At 50.1% G+C, this 13,376-nt stretch carries 11 protein-coding genes and 1 tRNA gene; 7 read left to right on the top strand and 5 right to left on the bottom strand.

Annotated elements, in window-relative coordinates:
- Positions 1–12: 12 nt before the first annotated feature.
- A complete protein-coding gene (cysS, locus tag ACXAGC_RS19745) occupies positions 13–1,392 on the top strand; it encodes a cysteine--tRNA ligase (RefSeq protein WP_474846598.1) in 1,380 nt (459 codons plus the stop codon).
- Between the two features lie 48 nt (positions 1,393–1,440).
- Here cysS and ACXAGC_RS19740 read toward each other — a convergent pair whose 3' ends face one another.
- From ACXAGC_RS19740 to gloB, 3 genes are all read right to left on the bottom strand, one after another.
- Positions 1,441–2,493 (bottom strand): ion transporter, encoded by a 1,053-nt coding sequence (locus tag ACXAGC_RS19740; protein ID WP_474846596.1) that lies wholly within the window; start codon positions 2,491–2,493, stop codon positions 1,441–1,443.
- Between the two features lie 6 nt (positions 2,494–2,499).
- Positions 2,500–4,179: a lytic transglycosylase gene (locus ACXAGC_RS19735; protein WP_474846594.1), complete on the bottom strand. Its 1,680-nt coding sequence runs from the start codon at positions 4,177–4,179 to the stop codon at positions 2,500–2,502.
- Positions 4,180–4,243: 64 nt separating this feature from the next.
- Positions 4,244–5,041 (bottom strand): hydroxyacylglutathione hydrolase, encoded by a 798-nt coding sequence (gene gloB / locus ACXAGC_RS19730; protein ID WP_474846592.1) that lies wholly within the window; start codon positions 5,039–5,041, stop codon positions 4,244–4,246.
- A gap of 88 nt (positions 5,042–5,129) precedes the next feature.
- Here gloB and ACXAGC_RS19725 point away from each other — a divergent pair, with 88 nt between their 5' ends.
- Positions 5,130–5,897: a methyltransferase domain-containing protein gene (locus ACXAGC_RS19725; RefSeq protein WP_474846590.1), complete on the top strand. Its 768-nt coding sequence runs from the start codon at positions 5,130–5,132 to the stop codon at positions 5,895–5,897.
- Positions 5,898–5,907: 10 nt separating this feature from the next.
- Here the strand turns inward: ACXAGC_RS19725 and ACXAGC_RS19720 are convergent, their stop codons facing one another.
- Positions 5,908–7,011 (bottom strand): MBL fold metallo-hydrolase, encoded by a 1,104-nt coding sequence (locus tag ACXAGC_RS19720; RefSeq protein WP_474846588.1) that lies wholly within the window; start codon positions 7,009–7,011, stop codon positions 5,908–5,910.
- Between the two features lie 146 nt (positions 7,012–7,157).
- Complete coding sequence (gene metG, locus ACXAGC_RS19715) at positions 7,158–9,221, bottom strand: methionine--tRNA ligase (protein WP_474846586.1); 2,064 nt, start codon at positions 9,219–9,221, stop codon at positions 7,158–7,160.
- Positions 9,222–9,330: 109 nt separating this feature from the next.
- On the opposite strand from metG, the gene apbC reads away from it, so the two are divergent.
- The 5 genes from apbC (at position 9,331) to ACXAGC_RS19690 (ending at position 13,277) form a co-directional block, all read left to right on the top strand.
- Positions 9,331–10,419 (top strand): iron-sulfur cluster carrier protein ApbC, encoded by a 1,089-nt coding sequence (gene apbC / locus ACXAGC_RS19710; protein ID WP_474846584.1) that lies wholly within the window; start codon positions 9,331–9,333, stop codon positions 10,417–10,419.
- A 91-nt stretch (positions 10,420–10,510) separates the two neighbouring features.
- Positions 10,511–11,101, top strand: a complete 591-nt coding sequence (gene dcd, locus ACXAGC_RS19705; protein WP_119501791.1) for a dCTP deaminase — start codon at positions 10,511–10,513, stop codon at positions 11,099–11,101.
- 64 nt (positions 11,102–11,165) lie between these two features.
- Entirely contained in the window at positions 11,166–12,536 is a 1,371-nt protein-coding gene (locus tag ACXAGC_RS19700; RefSeq protein WP_474846581.1) for an SLC13 family permease, read from the top strand.
- Positions 12,537–12,646: 110 nt separating this feature from the next.
- Positions 12,647–12,723: transfer RNA gene (locus ACXAGC_RS19695), tRNA-Pro, on the top strand.
- A 251-nt stretch (positions 12,724–12,974) separates the two neighbouring features.
- Positions 12,975–13,277 carry a hypothetical protein gene (locus ACXAGC_RS19690; RefSeq protein WP_474846579.1) on the top strand — a complete coding sequence of 101 codons (303 nt, stop codon included), beginning with the start codon at positions 12,975–12,977 and terminating at the stop codon, positions 13,275–13,277.
- Positions 13,278–13,376 lie beyond the last annotated feature (99 nt).

The following is a 13,376-nucleotide window of genomic DNA, read 5'->3' as shown; positions in this document are numbered from 1 at the left end:
ACGAGGACAACCATGCTACACCTTTACAACACACTGACCCGGGAAAAAGCCCCTTTTGTACCGCTGAAAGAAGGATGCGTGGGTTTATATGTGTGTGGTATCACGGTGTACGACCTCAGCCACATGGGGCATGCCCGTACCTATTTAAGCTTTGATGTGCTGGTGCGTTATCTGCGCCATCTTGGATTTGATGTGAACTACGTGCGTAACATTACTGACGTAGACGACAAGATTATTGCAAGAGCGAATGAAAATGGTGAAACCACCGGTGAACTGACTGCCCGTACCATCGCTATGATGCACGAAGATTTCGCTGCCATTAATTTACTTGAGCCGGATATCGAGCCCCGTGTAACCACGCACATGGCTGAAATTGTTGATATCATTGAAAAACTGCTGGATAAAGGCTTTGCTTATGTAGCAGAAAGCGGTGATGTGCTTTTTGATGTCAGTAAGTTTGGTGACTACGGCAAACTGAGCAAGCAAAACCTGGAACAGTTACAGGCCGGTGCCCGCGTTGAAGTGGCGGCGGGTAAAGATGATCCGCTGGATTTTGTACTGTGGAAAAAAGCCAAAGCCGGCGAGCCTTTCTGGACTTCGCCCTGGGGCGACGGCCGTCCCGGCTGGCACATTGAATGTTCTGCCATGAATCACAAGCACCTGGGTGCACACTTTGATATTCACGGCGGAGGCTCTGACTTAACCTTCCCTCACCACGAAAATGAAGTCGCTCAATCCTGCTGCGCCTTTGATACACCGTATGTAAACACATGGATGCATACCGGGATGGTGCAGGTTGATAATGAGAAGATGTCCAAGTCGCTGGGCAACTTCTTTACCCTGCGTGATGTATTGCAGGAACACGATGCAGAATCCCTGCGTTTCTTCCTGATGTCGGCCCATTACCGCAGTCAGCTGAGCTACTCGCAGGACAATATCACTCAGGCAAAATCAGCGCTGGAACGTTTGTACACGGCTCTTCGCGGTGTGGATATAAACTCTGCCACAGATTTGTCTTACGGCGGTTACCTTGAGCGCTTTGAAACGGCAATGAACGACGATTTGAATGTGCCTGAAGCGATGTCTGTCCTGTTTGACCTGGCCCGCGATCTCAATAAGCAAAAAGCCGGTGCGGAAGAAGCCGGCAAGCTGGCTGCGGTACTGAAAGGACTTGGAGCGATTTTAGGTATTTTGCAAACCGCGCCGGAAACCTGGTTACAGGGCGGCAGCAATGATGATGAGAGCGCCGAAATTGAAGCACTTATCAAGCAACGTAACGATGCCCGTGCTGCGAAAGACTGGCCTGCTGCTGACGCTGCCCGTGATGCATTAGCCGCAATGAATGTTATCCTTGAAGACGGGCCGGCCGGAACGACCTGGCGGAAAGGCTGACAAGCTACAGCACCTTGCAATATGCGCTGAATGAAAGGGCCCGTCGGATTATTCCAACGGGCCTTTTGTTTGATTTTCAATGCCGGCATCAGGCACCGGCCGGTTCTTTTCAGCCAGTTCGGTTTTCCAGCGCTGCTGAGCCACATGGGCTTTCACCAACTCCAGACACTCGTTAATCACTCCCAGCACCTCTTTATCCAAATCATCTGTGACCGGTGTGTAATCGTGTAAACCGGCTTCTACAAAATGATCAATCTTGTGGGCGTCGATGTCAGAAAGTAAGTTAATAATGGATGTGGTCACGATGTCTGTAACAGCCGACTCCAGTGTGCTTTTAATGGTTTTTCCCACCACCGGAATATAGTGCAGAGTCGATACCTGCTCGTTACTTTTCACCGCTTTGCCTACCGACCGTCTGACGTGTTCGCGGATCGCTTCACCATAATGGCCGTCACTGATGGACTGACCGAAATGATTCAGCACACCGGCAACCCATTCAGTCAGAACAGGGCGGCGGGGGGCGAGCACCTGACGGGTGATATCGTCAACCAGTGGTGACCCTGCAGAAATGTCTTTTTGTGCATCGCTGAGCACTTTAACGACAATGCGGTCAGACAGCTCTTCCACAAAAACATCGTAATAAAAGCGGAAGAAACGAAAAATAGCAGTACGGTTTAAGTCGATGATGTCGAATTTATGCAGCCGGTGCAAAATCGAAAAGATACGCAGGAAACGGAAAATGCGGGTTGCCCCGAGAGGAATGAGGCCGACGATATCGTACCAGTGCAGAAAGGGGAAAAAATACCAGCGCAGATGCTCTTTCCGTACCACTGACACAACCCAGCGAAAGCAAAACTCAACAAAGAAAATACCAATGAATACCAGGTCGACAAGAATGAAATTTTTATGGATGGGGTCGTAGGTGCCGGTAAATCCCGGCAGCAGAATTTCCAGTTGCTGGTGGATGACGGCAGTGCCGTAGAGAGCATCGAAGAGCAGCCAGGCCAGGTTTACCAGCAATAAACCCAGCATAACCAAATCAAGAATTAACCAGGGCGTTTCATGACTTTTCCGTAAGTTGTCCCAGTTAATTCTCAGCATGGTGGCTTATCCTACATTTTTTAGTCTCGTTACATCCACGTGTAATTTGAGTTTCTGACCAGGTTGCAAATAGCGGTTTTTGCTCAAATTATTCCAGTTGGTGATGTCTGAGATTTTAACATTGAACTTACTGGCTATACGGGAAAGACTGTCTCCCGGTTTAACTGTGTAAGTCAGAGAGCGGATGATGGAAGCGGAGGACTTCTCCGGCGCATCGCCACCTTGCCAGATCACCAGGGTTTTACCGGGCATCAGCGGATCTGCCGGCGCCATGCCATTCCACTTCGCCAGGTCACGGGTGCTGACTTTGTATTTAACGGCTAAATCCCACAGCGTATCGCCGGAGGTGACTTTATGTGTCACTTTCACCGATGAGCGAGGCTTATTCTGTAACGAAGCCAGACGCTGATCCTGTGACAAAGAATAAGAATCCAGTTCTTTTAAAGCAACCGGCACCATGACATAGTCACCGGCGCGGATCATGTTCCCCGACAGACTGTTGACCCTTCTGATGATGTCAGCTGTCGTATGATACTTCTTTGCCAGGCGTAGCAGGCTGTCTCCGCTTTTCACTTTATGACGCACCCAGTTCAGACGGTCATGACGGTCAACGGACGCCAGTTCTGTAGTAAATTGTTCTGCTTTCTCTACCGGAAGCAACAACTGATGAGGGCCATCAGGATCGGTTGCCCAGCGGTTAAAGCCGGGATTCAGGGCATGCAAGTCTTCCAGTTCCATGTCTGCAAGATCGGCAGCAAACGCCAAATCTACCTGTGAGCCGATATCCACCAATTTTACCACTTCAACATTATCAACAGCAGGCCAGGCAAAGCCGTAGTGCTCTTTGTTTTTAAGAATGTCAGCAAGAGCGAGAAGTTTCGGTACGTAGGCGCGTGTCTCGCGGGGTAAATCCAGCGACCAGAAATCTGTAGGTTTACCGGCTTTACGGTTTTGTTTGATGGCTCTGAGTACGCGGCCTTCACCGCTGTTATACGCCGCAAGGGCATGTAACCAGTTGCCGTCGAACATGTTATTCAGGTAGGTAAGGTAATCCAGCGCGCCCTGTGTGGATGCCACCACATCCCGGCGGCCGTCGTACCACCAGGTCTGGCGGATCCCGAAACGTTTCGCTGTGCCCGGAATAAACTGCCACATACCGGCAGCGCGGCCATGGCTGTATGCGAAGGGGTCAAAAGCACTTTCCACGACAGGAAGCAGTGCGATTTCCAGCGGCATATCCCGCTTTTCAATTTCTTCAGTGATGTAGTACAGGAATGGACGTGCACGGTTAACCACACGGGCCATGTACTCAGGGTGTTTCAGATACCAGTTACGCTGGCTGGTTACCCGCTTGTCGTCGGGGATCTCAAAGGCCATTTGTGCAGCCGCGCGGGTCCACACATCATCAATGACAACGTCTTCAGGTTCTTCCGGTTCAACCGCTTCATCCAGCGCCTCGTCCACATCTTCAACAGGGTGCACAACTTCAATGACACCTTCTTTGGCGATTTGACAGTCCTGCTCGTCGTCAATGGTCGTCTGGCCTACTTCACAGGTGTCTGAGTCCTGAGGTTCGGTATACTCAGGCGGTTGCTCACTGGCAATGTCATTCTCACCGGTGGTTTCACAACCACTCAGCATGCCAGCAAGCGCGATACTGGCAATCAGGCCCAGTGCTGATTTCATTAATTAAGTGCCCCGCAAATAAACTTCGAACGTGATAGTGTAACGATTGTTGCCGTCAATTGCATCAAAACTCATCTTTCCAGCGCCGCAGCGCAGCAAATACCGCAGTATCGTCATCTAATTCTTCTCCCTGCCACTGTGATGCAGCGGCTGCCACAGAAGCTTTGTGACTGCGCAGAAAGGGGTTGATGGCCTTTTCTTTTTGCATGCTGGAGGGCAGGGTAATGTTGTCTTCAGACCGCAACTTTTCTACGAGGTTCGCATGTTGCTGTAATTCTTCGTTGTCAGGCTCTACAGCGAGGGCAAACTGCATGTTGGCCTGTGTGTATTCATGGGTACAGAACACACGGGTGTTATTGGGCAAGCGTTTCAGTTTGTTCAGTGAATGGTGCATTTGCGCCGGTGAGCCTTCGAACAGACGTCCGCAGCCACCGGAGAATAATGTGTCTCCGCATAACACCAGTCCGTGACCATAAAATGCAATATGATCGAGGGTATGGCCTGGCAGCTCCATGACCGTAAACGCACAGTTCACCACATTCAGATGAATATCATCACCTTCATCCACAGAGCGGGTAATGCCGCGAATATGTCCGCCAGCCGGGCCGATAACCGGTAATGAAGGATTGGCGGAGGCCAGTCTGGCGATGCCGCCAGTATGGTCGCGGTGGTGATGGGTGATCAACACGGCTTCCAGACTGAGTCCGTTCTGCTTACAAAATGCCAGTACAGGTTCTGCATCGCCCGGATCCACAACCACTGCATGGGTTTGATTGTGCAAACACCAGATATAATTGTCAGTAAAGGCGGGAATAGCGCTGATTTGTACACCGTCGGGAAGGGCGTCAGACATCCTGTTCATGGGGAATCCTGCTTGTTTATCAGTATTAATGCGATACTATAGAAATTAGATAGCAGTGTCGCAACTAATTGGATCAGCCTGAATATTAATGAGACTGGCATACCGTTCTAAACCGCCCGGTTACCCTGAATCCTGGGCTCAGCTACCGGCAGGTGAGGCAATTAAAGATGCTGTGCAGACTGTCAGTAACAGCTTTTCTGGCCGTATCTTCGGCTATCATCTGGTAAAGCTGGGAACACTCAGCAGTGAAATTGCGTTAAGCAAGTGCAACGTCAAACACCAAATCCGTCAGACACCCGTTCAGATCGACGCGACATCTGTGCTGAGTCTGTCTACCGAACTGCCTTACGTTGAGAACAGCATCGACGGGTTTCTGCTGGCCAACGAACTGGACTTTTGTCAGGATCCTCATCAGTTATTACGGGAAGTTGACCGCTGTATCACGCAGGACGGTTACATTATTCTGAGCGGTTTTAACCCTTACAGCCTCACCGGCATCGGCAAATATCTGCCACTGAAACGGGGTAACCTGCTGCATGATGCACGTTTCTTCTCGTCAAGCCGGGTAAAAGACTGGTTACAGTTACTGGGCTACGAAATTATTGAAACCCGCCATATTCTGTTTTCCATGCTGTTTATTAAAAAGCAGTTTTCTTTACCTGCCAGCTGGCATAACCGCATTACCCGCTATTTTCCCTGGTGCAGCTCGGTGTATGTGATCCTTGCCCGTAAACGGGTGATCCCGATGACCACCATCAAGCCCGCGTGGAAACTCAAGCCCCGGTTCTCCGCCGTGGGTGCCAGTATGCGGGTGCAGAATGCAACCCCTGCAGGCCGCGACGGAAGCTGGGGCTGACCGGCAGTTGTCAGAGGTAGAAGGGTTCTCCCTGCTGTGGAAAAATCAGCGTTAGACCATGCGAATTAAGCGCTTCCAGTTCGGATTTTATTTTCAACAGGGTGTTTTCCTGTTTGTTCAGAGACGGCTTTATGTGGGTGATAATGACCTTTAATCCCCGCAATGCGCTTGCCGGATTTTCACTGTCGGTAAGTGCTGCCAGTGTGTCCAGTTCCCGCATCAGCCATGCCGGTGTTAAATGACCGAACAGCGCGTTGTCCGCTCTGTCTGAAGGATAGGACGCTTCAATAAACACGCCTTTTAACCGGCCGCTTTTTATCAGTGGTGCGACGGTTTTCCACAAGCCGGCTAAATGGCCGGTACCTTCCACTGCATCAGGCCCGGTATCTCCCAGATAGAGCACAGCATTGTCATCACACTGGTATAAAAACGCTGAAGACTTGTCAGCACCGGCATGGGACAGCGGATAGGCGGTAAGCGAGCAGCCTGTGTCACCCAGTGTTTGCGCTTCACCGGCCTGCATGTAGGTATAACGGTAGCGGTTCAGTTTGTAGCCGCTTCCCTCATTGGCAAAGTTCGGCCACAGCGCCCAGTTAAATACATTTTCTTTCAGCGTTTTAATAGTGGAGGGCATGGCATAAACCGGTTTCGGCGTATCATCCGTTGCGTTAATCACCAGGCCGGCTACGTGGTCGAGGTGAGCATGGGAAAGTGCATAACCGGTGATATGACGGGTGAGCACATTTCCCTCAACAGTTAAATCCGTTTGTACAGGCAAAGTCGCAAAAGCACCGTTTGCCGCAGCCACTTTCAGGCCGGTCATTACCGAACCGGCATCGAACGCGATATAACGGTGGCTGTAACCGCGCGATATCAGATAGGACGATAAGTTGCTTTCATCCAGTCCGCCTGCCGTACCCAGCGGGATCACTTCAAATGCCGGAGCTGAAACTTTTAGTCCGGCATCAACGGAAGTGGCGGGAGAGGACGGCACTGTACTGCAGCCGCTTAAAAGAAATGTGAGAAGACATGCTGCGCCGGCCAGTACGTTGACTGAAATCCCGGCCCGTGGTTTTACAAAAATCATTGTGACTGAGGCAGAAGGGGTTTGCACAAAGCATATTATCCGCTGCCTTTGCTGTATACCTTTTTGAAAAGCAATGACCTGTGAATTTTATTCATAAAAAAACGGTGCTCATCTGAACACCGTTTTTCGTTTACTGTCGACGTCACCTTTTCAGTTGACCATAGCGCAGCGCATTATTTGACGCGCATACCCGGTTTGGCACCTTCGTGTGGCTCAAGGATATACAAGTCCTTACCACCCGGACCTGCCGCCAGTACCATGCCTTCAGACATACCGAAACGCATCTTGCGCGGAGCCAGGTTGGCAACCATCACGGTGTGTTTGCCAATTAAGTCTTCAGGGGCATAGGCTGACTTGATACCGGCAAATACCTGACGGGTTTCGCCGCCTAAATCCAGCTCTAAGCGCAACAGTTTGTCAGCTTTTTCCACATGCTCGGCATTAGCGATGCGGGCAATGCGGAAATCCACTTTCGCGAAATCATCAAACGTAATTTCTTCACTTATGGGATCTTTCGCCAGCGGGCTTTCAGGATCTAACTTCGGTGCATTTGCTGCAGCCAGGCTTTCTTTTGAGTCTTCTACCATTGCGTCAATCTTATCCATTTCGATGCGTTGCATCATGGCTTTAAATTTATTGATTTCATGACCGGTCAGAACAGTTTGAGTACTTTCCCAGGTCAGCGTATCGTTCAGGAAAGCTTCCGCTTTCTCTGCCAGCACTGGCAATACCGGCTTCAGGTAAGCCACCAGAATACGGAACATGTTAATACCCAGTGAGCACACATCATGGGTAAACTGCTGTTTGCTTTCGTCTTTAATGGTGACCCACGGCGCGTTCGCATCAATGAACTGGTTCGCTTTGTCAGCCAGCGCCATTATTTCACGTACCGCCTGATGATACTTACGGTTTTCAAAGTGCGTGGCGATACTCTCTGATGCGGCATGGAATTCTGCCATCAGCTCTTTATCCAGTACCGTATCTGACAGTTTGCCGTCAAAACGTTTGGTGATGAAGCTGGCACAACGGCTGGCGATATTGACCACTTTACCCACCAGATCTGAATTCACTTTCTGGGCAAAATCAGCAAAATTCAGGTCGATATCCGTTACACCGTCACCCAGCTTGGACGCGAAGTAATAACGCAGGTATTCCGGGTTCAGATGGTCAAGATAGGTACGGCCTTTAATGAATGTACCGCGGGACTTGGACATTTTCGCGCCGTTTACTGTCACGAATCCGTGAATATTCACACCGGTAGGTTTACGGAAACCGGCACCTTCCAGCATGGCAGGCCAGAACAGGCAGTGGAAATACGTAATGTCTTTACCGATGAAGTGATACAGCTCTGTGCCGGTGTCTTTGTTCCAGAAATCGTCAAAGTTAACGTCATTCTGATCACAGAAATTTTGGAAGCTGGCCATGTAACCAACCGGCGCATCTACCCACACGTAAAAGAATTTGTTCGGCGCGCCAGGAATTTCAAAACCGAAATAAGGTGCATCGCGGCTGATATCCCACTGCTGCAGGCCGTCTTCAAACCATTCCTGAAGCTTATTCGCCATTTCAGCCTGAATCGCACCGGAGCGGATCCACTCTTTAAGCATGCCTTCAAATTGCGGCAGGTCAAAGAAGAAGTGCTCAGATTCCTTCAGTATTGGCGTCGCGCCGGAAACTACACTGCGCGGGTTTTTCACTTCTGTCGGGCTGTATGTTGCGCCGCAAACATCACAGCTGTCGCCGTTTTGATCTTCCGCATTACAGCTCGGGCAAGTGCCTTTTACAAAACGGTCCGGCAGGAACATTTCTTTTTGCGGGTCATACAACTGATTGATGGTACGCTTGCTGATGTAGCCTGCTTCATCAAGACGGTTATAAATGGTTTCACACAACGCCTTGTTTTCCGGCGAGTGAGTCACATAATAGTTGTCGTAATCAACGTAGAAGTCCTGCAGATCCTGATGGTGCTCTGCACGGGTACGGGCGACCATTTCTTCCGGCGTAATACCCAGCTCCTGTGCTTTCAGCATAACAGGTGTGCCGTGAGCATCGTCGGCGCAAACACTGTAGCATTCGTTGCCGCGAAGACGCTGGAAACGGGTCCAGATATCGGTCTGGATATGCTCAAGTAAGTGCCCGAGGTGGATAGAGCCGTTAGCATACGGCAGTGCACTGGTTACCAGAATACGGCGTTTCGCATTGTTTCCGGCAACAGAAGTCGACGTGTTTTCAGACATAGTATTATGTTTCTGTTCTCAAGCGTTGAAAAATGGCTGCAAATACTAGCGGAATCGCGCTGCTTTTGCATTACGTAAATAGCGCGACCGCGCATTTTAAAGGTGAATTATGTTCTTTTCCCGAAAGGGTGACAAGCTGGCGCAAACCGCCGCACAAAGTCTGGCTGATTATTATGCCTTAAGCACAGAGCAAACCCAACCGTGGTGTGAGGTAGACAACGGCTGTTTGTCGGTCACACTGCCATTCTGTGCGCTCACTCAACATGCCGTTATCAGAGAAACCATTACAAAAGCATTAACTCAAGCCGGTTTTCCGCTGGTGGAGCTAGCCATTTCCCAGCAGGTTCGCGGCGCTGAAACCGCTATCGCGCCGGTGACAAATATCCGTAACGTGGTTGCGGTCGCATCCGGCAAGGGTGGTGTGGGTAAATCAACCACCAGTCTGAATCTGGCATTTGCGCTGATGCAGGAAGGCGCCAGAGTGGGCATTCTGGATGCGGATATTTACGGCCCATCCGTGCCCATTATGCTGGGCAATCCGCAGGATCATCCGGTCAGCGGCGATAACAAACATATGCAACCGCTGAAAGCCTGGGGCATGGTGGCAAACTCCATCGGATACCTGGTGCCGGCAGAGGACGCGGCAGTATGGCGCGGCCCTATGGCGAGCAGGGCACTGAAACAGTTACTGGATGAAACTTTGTGGCCGGTACTGGATTATCTGATTGTGGATATGCCGCCGGGTACCGGTGATATTCAGCTGACCATGGCACAGCAGGTGCCCCTGAGCGCTGCCGTCATTGTCACCACACCACAGGACTTAGCCGTAGCCGATGCACAAAAAGGCATTTCCATGTTCAACAAGGTGAATGTGCCGGTGGCGGGTTTAATTGAGAATATGAGCTATTACCAGTGTTCTTCGTGCGGTCACACGGATTATTTATTTGCGCAGGACGGCGGTAAAGCGCTGGCTGAACGTTACAATTTACCGTTGCTCGGCGCTTTGCCGCTGGATGTGTCTATCCGCGAGCAGGCCGATTTAGGTAAACCGCTGGTGGCAGATAAACCGGACAGTGAACTGGCCGGAATCTACCGTGAAGCTGCCCGCGCATTGTCCATGCAAATGGCGCTTACATTACCTTCCCGCAGCTCTGAAAGTTACATTCGCGGTGAAACCATCGGGCTGACAAAGTTATAACTGCATAAAACGGTAGTTATGGCGGGTTGTGCGGCTTTAAGCAAAGTCGCATAATACGCGCTGTTTTCTTTCCCTCCTCAGGACATGTGTTATGCGTTTATGCGATCGTGATATTTACGATTATCTTCAGAAAGGCAAAATTAAAATCGACCCTACACCCGGGTATGAGCAAATCAGCGGTGTGACGGTGGATATGCGCCTGGGGAATAAATTCCGCGTTTTTGAAGACCATCAGGCACCTTACATCGACCTGAGCGGACCTAAAGCCGAAGTTCAGGAAGCCCTTAACTCTGTGATGAGTGATGAAATTGAGCTGCCTGAAGGCAAGGCATTCTTTCTGCACCCAGGTGAACTGGCTCTGGCCATTACTCATGAGTCAGTAACCTTGCCGGACAATATTGTCGGCTGGCTGGACGGACGTTCTTCACTGGCAAGGCTCGGCCTGATGGTGCATGTGACAGCGCACCGCATTGATCCCGGCTGGTCCGGTAATATCGTGCTTGAGTTTTATAACAGTGGTAAGTTACCTCTGGCTTTGCGTCCGATGATGAAAATCGGCGCGTTGAGTTTTGAAGTGTTGTCTCAGGCGGCAGAAAAACCGTATAACGCCCGTGCTGATGCCAAATACAAAGGGCAGGCCGGTGCCGTTGCCAGCCGAATTACATCTGATGACGATAAATAAGCCTGTAATCGTTTAATCCCGAATACTCTGTCAGTTTTCGTCTTAAAAGAAACGGAGCCCGGTAATGATAAAAAGCAGTCTTACCCTATTCATTGCCGCGCTGGTAGCGTTGCTTTCAGGCTTTGGTCTGCATTTCGCCGGCCAGCCCGCTGACATTGCGTCCACAACTGCAATCACCGCTTTTGTTGCCATATTATGGGTAACCGAAGCGTTGCCTATTCCCGCCACGTCACTCATTCCTTTTGCGCTTTTTCCGCTCGCCGGCGTAATCAGCCACGCCGAAGCCGCATCTTCTCTTGGCAGCCATGTCATCATACTGCTGATGGCTGCATTTATGCTGTCGAAGGGACTGGAAAAAGCGAATCTGCATAAGCGGTTCGCGATTTATATGTTGCGGCTTACCGGCACGGGAAGCGGTATGAAACTAATTTTGGGCTTCATGCTGACCACAGCTGTTTTGAGTATGTGGATCAGCAACACCGCTACCGTGCTGATGATGCTGCCCATGGCAATGGCCATCATCAACGCAACCAAACATACCCGCTTCGGTATTGTGCTGATCCTTGGTATTGCATACGCGGCCAGTCTTGGCGGTGTCGGTACGCCCATCGGCACGCCGCCGAATATTATCTTTATGAGCGTTTATGAAGAAACGCAGGGCAGTGAATATAACTTCATTGAATGGATGAAAACCGGTGTACCCATTGTGCTGCTGGCAATTCCGGCTATGGCCATGTGGCTCGGACGGGGTCTGGGCAGCATCGGTAACATTGATTTACCGCAGCCCGGCGCCTGGACCACCGCTGAGAAGCGGGTACTGGCGATATTCGGCACAGTGGCAATGGCCTGGATTTTCAGGCCCTTCTGGACAGGCTGGCTGGGGATCACCACCGTTAGTGACAGCACTATCGCTGTAGCTGGTGTGGTTGCCATGTTTATGGTAAACAGTGGCAAGCCGGACAATGACAAGTTGCTCGACTGGCCTACTGCCAACGATATTCCCTGGGGTATGCTGCTGTTATTTGCCGGCGGTATCTGCATCGCCAAAGCATTTAAAGCCTCAGGGTTAAGCCTGCTTATGGGCGAGTGGCTGACAGGCCTGTCTACTTTGCCTGTATTACTGCTTGTGTTTTCTATTTGCCTGTTCGTAACGTTCCTGACAGAAATTACCTCTAACACCGCCACAGCCACATTGCTTATGCCCATACTCGCTGCTGCCGGCACCGCCGTGGGCGTTGATCCGAAATTGCTGATGATCCCGGCCGCAATAAGTGCCAGTTGTGCTTTCATGCTGCCCGTTGCCACAGCACCAAATGCCATTGCCTATGCCAGCGGAAAATTCGATATTAAAACCATGGCGAGGGAGGGGATGGTGCTGAATGTGATCGTCGCCAGTGTCGTCACCGTGGTGTGTTACCTCACATTACAGGGCTAAAAGCGCAGTCCCGGCAGGGATTTGCTCATCATTTAGACGTTCAGTCTTCAGGGTGCATATTTGTCGTTGCAAAGTGAAGAAAAATAAGTAGACTTGTCGGCTCTTTCGGTCGGTGTGTGGCGCAGCTTGGTAGCGCACTGTCATGGGGTGTCAGGGGTCGGAGGTTCAAATCCTCTCACACCGACCAATCTCTCCTACTTTTCAATGACTTACCCTAATCATTGATTGCTCATAAAAGAGCGTCCTAAAATTGTCCCATAATTGTCACAATATACAGTAGTCGTTAGTCTTACGATTCATATCATTATTTTCTTGCTTCAACATGCAATCCGATGGATCTATTTTGCAAGTATGCGAGATGAATGCAGGTCTGAAGTAGCAAAGTTCTCGTGATACGAAACTAGTTATCTCTGAGGTTTACCAACTGAGGACTTAACTATGACTAAGAAGACAAATAACACTGATCTGCAAATCACGTTCATTCATCAATTCAAACGCAGTACACGAACTGAATGGCCCGACAAATTCCGTGTTTGCTGGTATTTCAATCCAGAAACTCTGGACTATATCTACGAACATAAAAATGAAAAATTTGTCACCAACGGATTTGTTCTGTCTGATGGGCTGAAGGAGCAACTACCTGAAGAATTCAGGAAGAAGTATTTCGAGCCAGTTGAGAGATGCTTATTGTTTCTGCTTTTCGAACTACAGATTACTAACTTCATTAATTCTGAAGAATGAATCGCCACTATTAGCCTAGACACTTCCCAGCCGTTGAACATGGCGTTTTTCATACTCTACTGGTGACAGTAAATTATTGGAACCATGTTTGCGTTTGCA

Source organism: Alteromonas sp. AWJ4_197, from assembly GCF_056160285.1.
Note: the sequence above shows the minus strand (reverse complement) of the source record. Positions and strands in the feature narration are given on the sequence as shown.